The following is a 13248-nucleotide window of genomic DNA, read 5'->3' as shown; positions in this document are numbered from 1 at the left end:
GCACGCGTCGGCTGATACGCACGGCGCGTGCAACGAATGATTCGGTCAGTTGCTGATCAATGTCACCAACTGGTCGAATCGGCTGTTGGCCACCCAGCCCAGCAGACCGAGGATGACAGCGGTGGCACCCGCCGAATACGCCAGACGGTGTTTGATCGTCCGGACATCATTGAGCACTTCGTCCATATCGCGGCGCATGTATTTGAAGTGAGTCTCCAGCTCGCTGACTCGGGGTTCCATATCAAACTCTCCAGGGGTCTTGGCGCTGTTACAGAAGTCTGGTTTCTTGCTGGCACGACTTTCGGCGAGAGCGGCGACCGGGCTCACCGGTGCCTTGGTTTCATGGTTGTGCATGGAAGTTCTCGCCGATCGTATCAACTGCACGCTTGCTGGTTTTGCCATTGCTCGATTCATGGAAATAAATCGGGGGGTATCCGTTCATTACCGGCACATCCTTGTGTTAATGGGTTGAAGGTTGATGCTGCTGGCACACGGTGACCCAATGGTCGGACGGGGTCAATTAAGCCGATTCCTCTTGTTTCGTAAGAAAAAATACCGCTGTGTAGGACGCCAGCAGTTGGACGAAGAATTAATTGCCGCTCGGTGGCTTTTTTAAGGCGCACAGTGGTCAAGATGTTTCAATCGATTTCAATTCTTGGAGTGACGTTATGAGTGAACGCCGGGCACTGCTGATCTTGCATGGCAAACAGGCACTCAACGAGGATGTCCGCGCTGCCGTCGAAGCCAAGCGTGAGCAAGGCTGGGAACTGGCTGTGCGAGTGACCTGGGAGGCCGGCGACGCCCAGCGTCTGGTCGAGGAAGCGTTGGCGGCCGGCTACAGCAAAATCATCGCCGGTGGCGGTGATGGCACGTTGCGCGATATTGCCGAGGCGCTGGCTCAGCATCCGCAAAAAGCCAGTCTTGTGTTGCTGCCGCTGGGAACCGCCAACGATTTCTCCCGCGCCGCCGGTATTTCCCTGGAGCCTGCCGAAGCCCTTGAGCTACTGGATGTTCAGCCCTCGGATATCGATCTGGGCGAAGTGGGCGGGCAGATTTTCCTCAACATGGCGACCGGCGGATTCGGCAGCCAGGTGACCGCCAATACTTCGGAAGATCTGAAAAAGGTCTTGGGCGGCGCCGCGTATCTGTTTACCGGCCTGACCCGGTTCAGCGAACTGCATGCCGCTTACGGCGAGTTGCAAGGCCCGGATTTCCATTGGCAGGGTGAGCTGCTGGCGCTGGGCATCGGTAACGGGCGGCAGGCGGGTGGCGGCCATGTGCTGTGCCCCGAGGCACAGGTCGATGATGGTTTGCTGGACATCAGTATCCTGCCGGCACCGCAAGAACTGGTCGGCACGCTGAAGAATCTGCTGAGCGAGGGCTTCGGCCTCGACAACATGTTCGTGCGGGCGCGATTGCCGTGGGTCGAGATCAAGGTCGCCGAAGGGCTGAGCATCAATCTCGACGGCGAGCCGCTGGAAGGCGACAGTCTGCGTTTTGTTGCGAAACCCGCAGCGTTGCAGGTGCACTTGCCAAAGGACTCGCCGCTATTGAGTCAACTGACGCCAGTCAGTCATCAAGACTGATGATCTGCTCGCGCACGGCGAACAGCACCAGGCCCGCCACGTCATAGATCTGCAGGCGTTTCATGATCTGTGCGCGGTGGGTTTCCACGGTCTTGACGCTCAAGCCCAGGCCATTGGCGATTTCCCGGGTCGATTTGCCGCGCACGATCAGGCGAAGGATTTCCAGCTGGCGCGCGGTCAGATTGTGCGAATCGGCGATGTCCGGCTGGCTTTTCTGGTTGCGGGTCAGTGCCTGATTGATCACGGTGTGAGCGATGGCCGGGCTGAGATAGCGTTCGTTGTTGCGCAGGGCTTCCAGCGCGTGCTCGAGCTCGGTGGCCGTGGTGTCCTTGAGCAGGTAGCCATGGGCACCGGACTCCAGCGCTTGCATGATCAGCGCCGGGTCGGTGTGCATCGACAGAATCAGCACTTTGCTCTGCGGCCGCACACGCTTGAGGCGTTGCAGCGCTTCCAGGCCACCGGTTTCCCGCATCGAGATGTCCAGCAATACGATGTCGGGGCTCAGTTGCTCGACCATTTCGAGCAATTGCGAACCATCACTGGCTTCGCCGACTACCGCGTAACCGGGAATATCCAGAACCAGAGCACGCACGCCGGCTCTGATCAGCGAGTGGTCATCCACCAGAAGTAAGTTACAAGTCAACGCATAACCTTATTCGTACTGGCCCGTTCGAGCGCTCGCGGCGCCCACGGGAAAAGTGCTTCGATTCGAGTGCCTTTGCCCGGCTCGCTGATAACGCTCAATGTGCCGCCCAACTGTTCGATGCGCTCGGCCATTCCGGCCATGCCGCGTTGACCTTCTCTGGCCGGGTCGGCCGCCGGGGCAAAACCCAGGCCGTCATCACTGATCAACAGCGTCAGACCTTGCGGCAATCGCTGTACCCGAATCAACAGGTTTTTTGCCTGTGCGTGGCGCAGGATGTTGGTCACGGCTTCCTGGGCGATGCGAAACGCGGCGACGGCCATTTCCTCGGGGATGCCGTTGAGCCGTTGCTGGCAATCGAGACTCCAGTTGACCGGCGTGTTGGCCAGTGTCTTGAGCAAGTGCGCACGCAGGCTGGCTTCGAGGCCCAGGCTGGTCAATTGACGTGGATTGAGAATCGCCGAGACGTCACGCACCTTGGTCAGGGTTTCATCCAGCGTGTCGCAGAGCACCTTGCATTGTTCCTGCAGATCCTCCGGCAGGCGACGTTTGAGCCAGTCACTTTGCAGTTTGGCGGCGGTGAGCAACTGGCCGATATCGTCGTGCAATTCCCGGCTGAGGCGATGGCGCTCGTTTTCCTGAACTTGCAACAGTCGATCAGCCAGCTCTTGTGGTTGAAACTTGATCGATTTGCGTGACAAGCGATATTGCACCCAGACGCACGCGGTGGCGGCGATGTCGAGCGCCAGCAATCCCAAAGGAAGGCGTGCGGAAACAACATACGCCAGCAGACTGCCCAAGGTCGCCAGAACACACAGGACAAGTGTGAAGCGCCGGGCGTTTTCCCGAGAAGGTGGCCATGTAATGAGTGACTTGAGACTGGCGTACATAACGGATGGAGCCAATGGATGTTCGCTGCGGGCAGACCGACCGGTGACTGGCGGATCTCTGTGTGGAAATACTGTCATTTATGTTATTGATTCAAACCGCATTCATTAAGCGATCATTGACCGGCAATAACATCGAAAAGGTAACACTGAAGTCAGTATGCCATTAACCGGCAGGCAACTAACCGGCGGCATAATACCACTTAACATACCGTTGGTCGCGGTTGCTATATATGTCCATTCAGTCAGGAAATATCGGATCGTGGACGCAAGTTCCATATTGGAAAAAGCTGGAGTTGTTGTATTTGGGCCACTTCGATTTGCCTGGAAGTGTCGCTCGGTGGGCACAGGGAAAACCCTGATGGCAGCACCTGAAAATTAGCCGTTGGTCGGGCTGATTATTTGCCCCGGATTGTCGCTTTCAGGCACGAAGTATTCATTTACGACAATATCGCGACTTACCGGCTCAAGCCTGGCGCGCGGTAAAGGATGAAGAGAGCAAACGTTTGCTCACCCTCTTGGGCTCGAACGAGGTTTGGCCCATTTGTGCCGCGAAGGCCTCGAGCAGATCAGTCTGTTCGCTTTTATCCAGGGTCAGCTGTCCGGTCCTGGGATCGACCAGCTCGAGCTGCCACGCCATCAAGGTCAGGCAGTCACGTAACGCATCGAGGGCCTGCTCGTGCAGATCGACGTGGTCCTGCTGCAAATTGAGCAGGCTGTAGATGTGCAGGGAAAACTCGGAGATCGCTTCAAGCGCCAGCGCTTCGGCCCGACCCGCCAGCTTCAGCAGAGTGCCGAGCATGCAGTCGATGGCATCCTTGTCATTGCTGATCAGTTGCAGATGGCTCAGGCATTCTTCGGACTTGGCGAGAAGCGTTTCGGCCTCGACCAGAAATTCGGGGAAGCGTTGCGCCCAGTCTTTACGGTCGATTGGCATGTTCATCTCCACCACGTCGTGTTGGTTGACGGATGGCCGTGTGTGGCGACGATCGTGAATCGTCGGCAGATCGCGCCCGGCGGTGCAGGTGCACGGACCGAGGGGTTCCAGAGGGTGGGTTGCCACTGAATTGCGATCGCACACAATAGCCTGACTCCGTTCATGCAATGAGAATGGCGTCACAGTAATGGCTATTGGAAATGGCGAATATCAGGTTGGGCCTGATTGATCCTAGGGGAATCCCTTAGACGCGGGAACCTAACGTGCAAACCGAGGTCGCGCCGCAATGAATCTAGCAGATGAAATCACGATTGCCAGTAAAGCATGATGTCAGTGTGACATCAATGGCCGTTTGTGGCATTTTTAGCGACGCGCTTTACAGCAATCAAGATTAGCTGAATGCAGCCGATAAACCCCCATAGTGAATTCATCAGAACAAGCCCAGGAGTCATTGATGGCCGGCATTCTCGACACGGTAGACCAACGCACGCAACTGGTGGGTGAGAATCGCCTGGAAATCCTCATGTTTCGCCTGGCCGGACGCCAGCTGTTCGCGATCAACGTGTTCAAGGTTCAGGAAGTGCTGCAACTGCCCAAGCTGACCCTGATGCCGCAGCGTCATCCTTTCGTCTGCGGCGTGGTCAATCTGCGCGGACAGACCTTGCCGGTGATCGACCTGTCGCAGGCAATCGGTATGCGCCCACTGGTGCCGGGCCCGAACAGCACGATCATCGTCACCGAATACAACCGTTCGGTGCAGGCCTTCCTCGTCGGCGGTGTCGACCGCATCGTCAACATGAACTGGGAAGCCATTCTGCCGCCGCCGACCAGTGCCGGCCGTCAGCATTATCTGACCGCGATCAGCAAGGTCGACGATCAACTGGTGGAGATCATCGACGTCGAGAAAGTCCTCGCGGAAATCGTCCCGTACAACGCCAAGGTCTCGCGCGAGAAACTCGACGATCCGGTTCTCGAGCGCGCCCGAGGCCGCGAAGTGTTGCTGGTGGACGATTCCAACGTAGCGCTTTCGCAATTGCGCGACACCCTCGGCCAGCTCGGGGTGAAAATGCACATCGCCAGCGACGGTCTGAAAGCCTTGAACATGCTCAAGGCCTGGGCCGATACCGGCGTGCACATGACCGATAAACTGCTGATGATCTTCACCGATGCGGAAATGCCGGAAATGGACGGCTATCGCCTGACCACGGAGATCCGCAACGACCCTCGCCTGCGTGGCCTGTACGTCGTACTGCACACCTCGCTGTCCGGCAGTTTCAACGACTCGATGGTGAAGAAGGTCGGTTGCGACAACTTCCTTTCCAAATTCCAGCCGGACAAATTGGTTGATGTGGTGCGCCAGCGTCTGATGCTCGACGCCGTGCCGGCCTGAAACACGCACATCTTGCTTCCTGTGGGAGCGAGCCTGCTCGCGAAAGCGCAGGGTCGGACACATTGATGGTGAATGTGCCGGCCTCTTCGCGAGCAGGCTCGCTCCCACAGAAGTGTATTTACATTAATGACGGCTTTGATTCGCTATTGAAGCTCGTATAGGGTGGCGTTTTTCCTCCAAGGAAGCTGGCCATGCTGCGTCTGAGCGCGCTTTATCGTTACCCGTTGAAATCCGGCAAGGGCGAAATGCTGCAAAGCATTGAGCTGGACAAGCTCGGGCTGGTGGGCGACCGACGCTGGATGCTGGTGGACGAGGCCAGCGGGCGCTTTCTGACCCAGCGTGCCGAAGCGAAGATGAGTCAGCTGTCGGCGTTATGGAATGCCGGCGGCGGTCTGACTCTGAGCGCTCCCGAGCAGGGTTCTATCGAAGTCGCGCTGCCCGCGGCCGACGCCGAGCAGCGCGGTGTGACGATCTGGCGTGACACCCTGCGTGTGCCGGACGCCGGTGATCTAGCCGCGCGTTTTGTCAGCGACTTCCTCGGCAAGCCGACACGTCTGGTGCAAATGCCACTCGAGCGGGCGCGCACCACGCAGTCGGGTTTCGGCAAGGATGACGATCAAGTGGCGTTCGCCGACGGTTATCCGTTGCTGCTCATTGGCGAAGCCTCGCGGCTGGCACTCTCGGAAACGGTAGGGCGAGAGCTGGAGATGCTGCGCTTCCGTCCGAATCTGGTCATCGAAGGCAGCGCGCCTTACGCCGAGGACAACTGGAAGCGTATTCGCATTGGCGACATCGAATTTCGCGTGGTCAAGCCGTGCGCGCGTTGCATCATGACCACTGTCGACCCGCAAACCGGTGAGCGTAGCGCCGATCGCGAGCCGTTCGCGACGTTACAGAAACATCGCTCAACCGCCGATGGCGCGATGTTCGGGCAGAATCTGGTCAACGACGGCAACGGCCGCCTGGAAGTCGGCATGCCGGTGGAAATCCTCGAATAGGTTGTCGCTGAAACGAAAAATGCCCGGGTCTTTTGGACGCGGGCATTTTTTTGCGCAGTGAAACCGGCGGGATCAGCCGCGGTATTCGCACAGGTAAGCGGTATCAACGGCGACTTTCAGTTGGAACTTGCTGTTGGCCGGGACGTTGAACTGGCTGCCGGCGGCGAAGGTTTCCCAGTCGCTGCTGTCTGGCAGTTTTACGCTCAGCGCGCCGGAAACCACATGCATGATCTCGCGCTGGCTGGTGCCGAATTCGTATTCGCCCGGGGCCATGACGCCAATGGTCGCCGGACCTTCAGCGGTGCCAAAGGCGATCGACTTGACGGTGCCGTCGAAGTACTCGTTGACTTTAAACATGGGCGGATTCCTCGAAAAGGGCTTAAAAGGGGGCGGCCAGTATGCACAAGGCTTTTCGCGCCGTCACGCGCCTATAGCGGCAGGACCAGCGGCAATAACCGTGCAGTATTGCGGGCATCTTCCAGCGCGCGATGTTGTTGGCCGTTGAACTGCATGCCCGCCAGTTGCAACGCGCCGTTGAGCCCCAGCGGTCGTTCCAGGCGCCGGGCCTTGGCGAAGCGCTGTTTGAGGTTCATGTGCGGGACTTTGCTCAGGCCGCTGTCGATGTTCAGGCGCTGCCACTCCTGGAGCAACTGCTGGCGATCGTAGCCGCCCCAACTGGCCCAGCCTTCAAGGCGAGCCTGATGCTGTGCCAGCCAACGCTCAAAGGCTGGCCAGACCTCGCTCAGCGGTTGTGCCGAATCGATGTTGGCCTGAGTGATGTGTGTCAGCTCCCGACAGAACGACGTCAGCAATGGCCGGCGGGTCGGTTTGACGAAGCGCTGGAAGTGATCCTGCTCGCGCCCGGCGCGGTCGACCAGGGTCGCACCGATCTCGATTATTTCCATCTCCGTGACCGGCCAGCCACCCTCGTCTGTGGTGGCTTCCAGATCTATGACCAGCCAATGGGGCATCGCAGGGTTCCTGATTTCCGCGTTCTGATTTATCAGAGCGTAGTCAAACCCCGCGCTTGTGCCCGGGCGACTACTCGACCTGCAACAGAACCTGACGATTTTTTACCTGATCGCCGACCTTCACTTGCACCCGTTTGAGCACGCCATCGATGCCGGCCTTCAACGGATGCTCCATTTTCATTGCCTCCAGCACCACCAGCAATTGACCCTTGCTGACCGTACTGCCTTCGCTGACCAGCACGTCGACAATGGCACCGTCCATCGGCGCTTTGAGGGTGCCGGAAGCGACGCTGGTCTGACTGTCGATCGGCGCATGAGTTCGATCCTCCAGGCGCAGGCTGCCCGGATGGGTGAACAGCCACAGCTGCCGATCGTGCAGACGATAGGCGTGACATTGGCGCAGACCGTCGACTTCGAGGGTGATCGATTGCGCGGCGTGCTCAATGATTTTCACCGCCACAGTGCTTTCGCCAGCCTGCACGACCAACTCGCCGGATTTGCGCGCCAGCACCGACAGCGTCCAGTCCTGCTCGTCACTGCCCAGTCGATAGTGCAACGGCACGCTGGCGTTGTTGCGCCAGCCATTCAATGGGGCGCGATGGGGCAGGGCGCTGGCCTGATAGAACAACGCCACAGCAATCGCCAGTTGCTCCGTCGTCGGCACATAAGTGTTGAGGCTGGCATGGCTGGAAAAATGGTGCTGGATGAAGGCGGTGCTGAAATCGCCGCTGATGAACTGCGGATGTTGCAACAGGCCCTCGAGCAAACGTTGATTGCTTTGCACGCCGAGCAGCACGGTGTCCTGCACCGCACGCAACAGCTTGCGCCGCGCCTCTTCGCGGGTTGCACCGTGGGCGATCAGTTTGCCCAGCATCGGGTCGTAGAACGGGCTGACCGACTGGCCTTCAAGCAGACCGTGATCGATCCGTGCACCGTGGCCCGACGCCGGTTGCCATGCGGCAATTCGGCCGGTTTGCGGGAGAAAATCCGCAGCGGGATCTTCAGCGTAGAGGCGCACTTCCATGGCGTGACCGTCGAGACGGATCTGCTCCTGCGTCAGCGGCAGCGGCTGACCCTCGGCAACCAGCAACTGCCACGCGACCAGATCGAGGCCGGTGATCAATTCCGTCACTGGATGTTCGACCTGCAGACGGGTGTTCAATTCCAGAAAGTAGAATTGCCCGCGCGCGTCGAGCAGGAACTCCACGGTGCCGGCGCCGACGTAATCCACCGCGCGCCCGGCCTTGAGTGCTGCTTCGCCCATGGCCTGGCGCAGCTCGGCGGTCATCACCGGGCACGGCGCTTCTTCGATGACTTTCTGATGGCGGCGCTGGATCGAGCAATCGCGTTCGCCGAGATAGACCAGATGCCCGTGCTGGTCGCCGAACAGTTGCACTTCGACGTGGCGCGGGTCGATCAAGGCCTGCTCGAGAATCAACTCGTCACTGCCGAAACCGTTCAGTGCTTCTGACCGCGCGGTACGCAGTTGCGCCGCCAGTTCGCTGGCCTCGTGCACCAGGCGCATGCCACGTCCACCGCCGCCGGCGCTGGCCTTGATCATCAGCGGATAACCGATGCGCTCGGCTTCGGCCAGCAGCGTCGCGTCGTCCTGCGCTGCTCCCTGGTAGCCGGCGATGCACGGCACGCCCGCGTCGAGCATGGCAATTTTCGACAGGCGTTTGCTGCCCATCAGTTCGATCGCTTCGACGCTGGGGCCGATGAAAATCAGCCCGGCTTCGGCGCAGGCGCGGGCGAAATCGGCGTTTTCCGAGAGGAAGCCGTAGCCGGGGTGAATTGCATCGGCGCCGCTGCGGCGGGCGGCGTCGATGATCGCCGCAATGTTGAGGTAGGACTGCTGCACCGGCGCCGGGCCGATATGTACGGCTTGGTCGGCCATTTGCACGTGTAGCGCATCGGCGTCGGCGTCGCTGAACACGGCGACGGTGCGATAGCCCAGCGCCTGGGCCGTGCGCTGGATGCGGCAGGCGATTTCACCGCGGTTGGCGATCAGGATTTTGTGGAGGGTAGGCATGGTGGGGTTCCTGAAATGATAGCGGTGAATGGGATGGCCTCTTCGCGAGCAGGCTCGCTCCCACATTTGGAACGCATTTCAACCGCGAATGCGGGCGCTCCTGAGTTTTGGGCGGCGAAGGTGCGGGCCTCTTCGCGAGCAGGCTCGCTCCCACATTTGGAGCGCATTTCGACCTGTGGGAGCGAGCCTGCTCGCGAAGCTTTTAGCTGACCCACCGAGGGTTACGTTTCTGCATAAATGCCATGGTCCCCTCGATTCCCTCGTCTCCGGTCACCGCCGCGCTGAACCACTGCGCCGCCTCATCGAGCAATGCACTCGACGGCTGTCCGGCACTCGCCAGCAACAATTTTTTCGTCATCGCATTCGCTTCCGGCGCGCAGCGCAGCACCTGTTGCAACACCTCATCCAGTCGCTCGGCCAACGCCTGCGCATCCTGTTCAACGAAATGCACCAGCCCCAATCGCTGCGCCTCAGGGCCATCGAAACGCGCCGCCGTCAGCGCGAGTCGGCGGGTTTCGGTCAGGCCTATCCGTTGCACCACAAACGGTGCGATTTGCGCCGGGATCAGGCCAAGGCTGGTTTCCGGCAAGCCGAACTGCGCCTTGTGACCGCTAATCGCAATATCGCTGACGCAAGCCAGGCCGAAGCCGCCGCCGAGCACGGCGCCTTGCAGCACAGTGATCAGCACTTGCGGCGCATGTTGGGCTTGTTCCAGCAGCGCGCCAAACGCCCGGTTCAACTCGCGGTAAGCTTCCGCGCCCTGAGCCCGGGCATTGGCCATGTCCTTGATGTCGCCACCGGCGCAGAAATGCCCGCCGGCACCGCTGAGCACCAAGGCCCGCACTGTGCGGTCATCACGCACCGCCGCCAGCACCGCGCGCAGTTCGGCGACCATTTGCAGGCTCATCGCGTTGCGGCTGTCCGGGCGGTTGAGGGTGATGTGCAGTACGCCACCATGCAGTTCCAGCAACAGCGCCTGGCAATCGGGCAGGTTGCTCATTTCTTTTTCCCCGGCAGGATGCCCATCAGTTTGCAGATGATCCCCAGCATGATTTCGTCGGCGCCGCCGCCAATCGATACCAGACGCACATCGCGATAAGCACGGGCCACCGGGTTGTCCCACATGAAGCCCATGCCGCCCCAATATTGCAGGCAGCTGTCGCTGACTTCACGGCCGAGGCGTCCGGCCTTTAGCTTGGCCATCGACGCCAGGCGCGTTACGTCCTGGCCTTTGATGTATTGCTCGGTGGCCTGATAGACCAGGGCGCGCAGGCATTCGATTTCGGTCTGCAATTCGGCGAGGCGGAAGTGGATCACCTGGTTATCGATCAGCGCGTTGCCGAAGGTCTTGCGCTCCTTGCAGTACTCGATGGTGCTGTCGATGCAATATTCCAGGCCCTTGATCATGTTCGCCGCGCCGAACAGGCGTTCTTCCTGGAACTGCAGCATCTGCATCATGAACCCGGCGCCTTCATGGCCGATGCGATTGCGCTGCGGCACGCGCACGTTGTCGAAGAACACCTGCGCGGTTTCCGAGCTGCGCATGCCGAGCTTGTCCAGGTGCGAACTGAGGCTGATCCCCGGGGTGTTCATCGGCACCATGATCAGCGACTTGTTGATGTGTGGCTTGTCGTCCGAAGTGTTGGCCAGCAGGCAGATGAAATCGGCGCTCGGCGAGTTGGTGATCCACATTTTGCTGCCGTTGATCACGTAGTCATCGCCGTCCTTGCGTGCCGTGGTTTTCAGCCCGGCGACATCGGAGCCGGCGCCGACTTCGGAAACGCCGATGCAGCCGACCTGTTCGCCCGTGATCGCCGGGCGCAGGAATTCTTCGCGCAATTCATCGGAGCCGAAGCGGGCGAGGGCGGGTGTACACATGTCGGTCTGCACGCCAATCGACATCGGAATCCCGCCGCAATGAATGGTGCCGAACTCTTCAGCGGCGACGATCGAATAGCTGTAGTCGAGGCCCATGCCGCCGAATTTTTCCGGCTTGGAAATGCCCAGCAGGCCCAGCTCACCGGCCTTGCGGAATATCTCATGGATCGGAAAGCGCCCGGCCTTTTCCCATTCTTCGACGTGCGGGTTGATCTCGTGCGTGACGAACTGGCGGACGGTGCGGCGCAGGGCTTCGTGTTCCGGGGTGAAGATCATTGTTGTTGTTCTCCGTAGGATCCGTGGCGGTCAGAAGCGGCTGACGCCGAAGCTGTTGGGTTGCAGCGTGCGCGTGTCGGCTTCGTGGCAGATATCCAGCAAGTAACCGAGCAGGGTGCGGGTGTCGCGCGGATCGATCAGGCCGTCGTCCCACAGGTTGGCGCTGCCATACAGGGCGGTGGATTGGCTGTCGAGTTTCTGCGCGGTCATCTGTTCGAGCATGTCGAGCATTTTCGGATCGGGCTCGATGCCGTCCTTGAGCTGTTTGGCTTCGGTAACGATGCGCAAGACCTTGCCGGCCTGTGCGCCGCCCATCACTGCCGTGCGGCTGTTGGGCCAGGCGAAGATGAAGCGCGGATCGAGCCCGCGCCCGCACATGGCGTAGTTGCCGGCGCCGTAGGAACCGCCGACGACAATGGTCAGTTTAGCCACCCGTGCGTTGGCCACCGCTTGAATCAGTTTCGAGCCGTGCTTGATCACCCCTTGCTGTTCCGATTCGGTGCCGACCATGAAACCCGTGGTGTTGTGGAAAAACAGTAGCGGCGTCTGGCTCTGGTCGCACAACTGGATGAACTGCGCCGCCTTGCTCGCACCTTGCGGGGTGATCGGGCCGTTGTTGCCGATGAAGCCGCAGGCGCGGCCCTGGATTTTCAACTGGCCGCAAAGGGTTTGCTGATCGAACTCGCCTTTGAATTCGAGAAAGTCCGATTCATCGGCAATCCGCGCGATGATTTCGCGCACATCGTAGGGCTTTTTTGCATCGTCCGGGATCAGCCCGAGCAGTTCGTCGATGGGGTAGAGCGGTTCTTTGAATTGCGGCTGCGGCAGCCACGGCAGCTGCTCATTCCAGGGCAACATGCGCATGATGTCGCGGACCTGGCGTATGCCGTCAGCGTCGTTTTCGGCGAGATATTCGGCAGTGCCGGCGACCTGCGCGTGCATCTCGGCGCCACCGAGTTCTTCATCGCTGGCCACTTCGCCGGTCGCCGCTTTGAGCAATGGCGGGCCGGCGAGAAACAGCTTGGCCTTGCCGCGCACCACCACCACGTAATCCGACAATCCCGGTTGATAGGCGCCGCCCGCCGTGGCCGAGCCGTGCACCACGGTGATCTGCGGCAAACCCATGGCTGACATGCGCGCCTGATTGGCGAAACTGCGCGCACCTTCGACAAAAATCTCCGCCGCGTAGTTGAGATTGGCACCGCCGCTTTCGGCGAGGGTGATCATCGGCAGTTTGTTTTCCCGAGCAATCTGTTGCAGGCGCAGGGATTTTTTCAGGCCGCTCGGCGAGATCGTGCCGCCCTTGATCGCGCTGTTGTTGGCGACCACCATCGCGCGGATGCCGCAGACATAACCGATGCCGGCAATCAGCCCGCCACCGGCCGAACTGCCGTCCTTGTCGTCATGCAATTTGTAGCCGGCGAGGCTGGCCAGTTCGAGGAACGGCGCGCCGGGGTCGAGCAGCAGGTTCAGGCGTTCGCGGGGCAACAGTTGCCCGCGTTTGCTGAATCTGTCTTTGGCTTCGGCGGCCTTGTTCAACAGGTTCTGTTCGAGCTGCTGCACCTGCTCGATGGCGGCGAGCATGGCCGCGCGGTTTCGTGCGAACGCTTCGCTGTGCGGATCGAGTTGCGACTGAATCTGCGCCATGGC

At 60.2% G+C, this 13248-nt stretch carries 13 protein-coding genes; 3 read left to right on the top strand and 10 right to left on the bottom strand.

The features are described from left to right. Positions 1–45: 45 nt before the first annotated feature. Positions 46–354: a hypothetical protein gene (locus tag AB4N73_RS13200; RefSeq protein WP_172834003.1), complete on the bottom strand. Its 309-nt coding sequence runs from the start codon at positions 352–354 to the stop codon at positions 46–48. Positions 355–668: 314 nt separating this feature from the next. Between AB4N73_RS13200 and yegS the strand changes: the two genes are divergently transcribed. After that, positions 669–1586: a lipid kinase YegS gene (gene yegS / locus AB4N73_RS13195; RefSeq protein ID WP_041478444.1), complete on the top strand. Its 918-nt coding sequence runs from the start codon at positions 669–671 to the stop codon at positions 1584–1586. On the opposite strand, the gene AB4N73_RS13190 is transcribed toward yegS, so the two are convergent. The 3 genes from AB4N73_RS13190 to AB4N73_RS13180 all read right to left on the bottom strand — a co-directional run bounded on the left by AB4N73_RS13190 (position 1570) and on the right by AB4N73_RS13180 (position 4053). Then, on the bottom strand, positions 1570–2229 hold the full coding sequence (locus AB4N73_RS13190) for a response regulator (RefSeq protein WP_056788523.1): 660 nt from the start codon (positions 2227–2229) through the stop codon (positions 1570–1572). The genes yegS and AB4N73_RS13190 overlap by 17 nt on opposite strands. Continuing rightward, on the bottom strand, positions 2226–3119 hold the full coding sequence (locus tag AB4N73_RS13185; protein WP_024013690.1) for a sensor histidine kinase: 894 nt from the start codon (positions 3117–3119) through the stop codon (positions 2226–2228). The genes AB4N73_RS13190 and AB4N73_RS13185 overlap by 4 nt, the downstream gene beginning before the upstream one ends. 463 nt (positions 3120–3582) lie before the next feature. Continuing rightward, entirely contained in the window at positions 3583–4053 is a 471-nt protein-coding gene (locus AB4N73_RS13180) for a hypothetical protein (protein ID WP_150637816.1), read from the bottom strand. A 454-nt stretch (positions 4054–4507) separates the two neighbouring features. On the opposite strand from AB4N73_RS13180, the gene AB4N73_RS13175 reads away from it, so the two are divergent. Both AB4N73_RS13175 and AB4N73_RS13170 read left to right on the top strand, forming a co-directional pair. Further along, the gene (locus AB4N73_RS13175; protein ID WP_016770829.1) at positions 4508–5443 is read left to right on the top strand and encodes a chemotaxis protein CheV; all 936 of its coding nucleotides are present in this window, start codon (positions 4508–4510) and stop codon (positions 5441–5443) included. A gap of 191 nt (positions 5444–5634) precedes the next feature. Further along, positions 5635–6441 carry an MOSC domain-containing protein gene (locus AB4N73_RS13170; protein ID WP_150637785.1) on the top strand — a complete coding sequence of 269 codons (807 nt, stop codon included), beginning with the start codon at positions 5635–5637 and terminating at the stop codon, positions 6439–6441. A gap of 72 nt (positions 6442–6513) precedes the next feature. On the opposite strand, the gene ppnP is transcribed toward AB4N73_RS13170, so the two are convergent. From ppnP to AB4N73_RS13140, 6 genes are all read right to left on the bottom strand, one after another. Continuing rightward, complete coding sequence (gene ppnP, locus AB4N73_RS13165) at positions 6514–6798, bottom strand: pyrimidine/purine nucleoside phosphorylase (RefSeq protein WP_039759849.1); 285 nt, start codon at positions 6796–6798, stop codon at positions 6514–6516. Between the two features lie 71 nt (positions 6799–6869). Further along, a complete protein-coding gene (locus tag AB4N73_RS13160; protein WP_256809690.1) occupies positions 6870–7412 on the bottom strand; it encodes a 3'-5' exonuclease in 543 nt (180 codons plus the stop codon). 70 nt (positions 7413–7482) lie between these two features. Further along, entirely contained in the window at positions 7483–9444 is a 1962-nt protein-coding gene (locus AB4N73_RS13155) for an acetyl/propionyl/methylcrotonyl-CoA carboxylase subunit alpha (protein ID WP_460143565.1), read from the bottom strand. Positions 9445–9646: 202 nt separating this feature from the next. After that, positions 9647–10444: an enoyl-CoA hydratase/isomerase family protein gene (locus tag AB4N73_RS13150; RefSeq protein ID WP_460143564.1), complete on the bottom strand. Its 798-nt coding sequence runs from the start codon at positions 10442–10444 to the stop codon at positions 9647–9649. Then, a complete protein-coding gene (atuD, locus tag AB4N73_RS13145) occupies positions 10441–11598 on the bottom strand; it encodes a citronellyl-CoA dehydrogenase (protein WP_056788533.1) in 1158 nt (385 codons plus the stop codon). The genes AB4N73_RS13150 and atuD overlap by 4 nt, the downstream gene beginning before the upstream one ends. 30 nt (positions 11599–11628) lie before the next feature. Continuing rightward, positions 11629–13245 (bottom strand): acyl-CoA carboxylase subunit beta, encoded by a 1617-nt coding sequence (locus AB4N73_RS13140; protein WP_460143563.1) that lies wholly within the window; start codon positions 13243–13245, stop codon positions 11629–11631. Positions 13246–13248 lie beyond the last annotated feature (3 nt).

The sequence above is a fragment of the Pseudomonas sp. S3_B08 genome (assembly GCF_054667725.1).
Note: the sequence above shows the minus strand (reverse complement) of the source record. Positions and strands in the feature narration are given on the sequence as shown.

Coding starts and splice junctions, on each gene's coding strand:
- AB4N73_RS13200 (WP_172834003.1), bottom strand. CDS start 354: ATGCACAACCATGAAACCAAGGCACCGGTGAGCCCGGTCGCCGCTCTC.
- yegS (WP_041478444.1), top strand. CDS start 669: ATGAGTGAACGCCGGGCACTGCTGATCTTGCATGGCAAACAGGCACTC.
- AB4N73_RS13185 (WP_024013690.1), bottom strand. CDS start 3,119: ATGTACGCCAGTCTCAAGTCACTCATTACATGGCCACCTTCTCGGGAA.
- AB4N73_RS13180 (WP_150637816.1), bottom strand. CDS start 4,053: ATGCCAATCGACCGTAAAGACTGGGCGCAACGCTTCCCCGAATTTCTG.
- AB4N73_RS13175 (WP_016770829.1), top strand. CDS start 4,508: ATGGCCGGCATTCTCGACACGGTAGACCAACGCACGCAACTGGTGGGT.
- AB4N73_RS13170 (WP_150637785.1), top strand. CDS start 5,635: ATGCTGCGTCTGAGCGCGCTTTATCGTTACCCGTTGAAATCCGGCAAG.
- ppnP (WP_039759849.1), bottom strand. CDS start 6,798: ATGTTTAAAGTCAACGAGTACTTCGACGGCACCGTCAAGTCGATCGCC.
- AB4N73_RS13160 (WP_256809690.1), bottom strand. CDS start 7,412: ATGCCCCATTGGCTGGTCATAGATCTGGAAGCCACCACAGACGAGGGT.
- AB4N73_RS13155 (WP_460143565.1), bottom strand. CDS start 9,444: ATGCCTACCCTCCACAAAATCCTGATCGCCAACCGCGGTGAAATCGCC.
- AB4N73_RS13150 (WP_460143564.1), bottom strand. CDS start 10,444: ATGAGCAACCTGCCCGATTGCCAGGCGCTGTTGCTGGAACTGCATGGT.
- atuD (WP_056788533.1), bottom strand. CDS start 11,598: ATGATCTTCACCCCGGAACACGAAGCCCTGCGCCGCACCGTCCGCCAG.
- AB4N73_RS13140 (WP_460143563.1), bottom strand. CDS start 13,245: ATGGCGCAGATTCAGTCGCAACTCGATCCGCACAGCGAAGCGTTCGCA.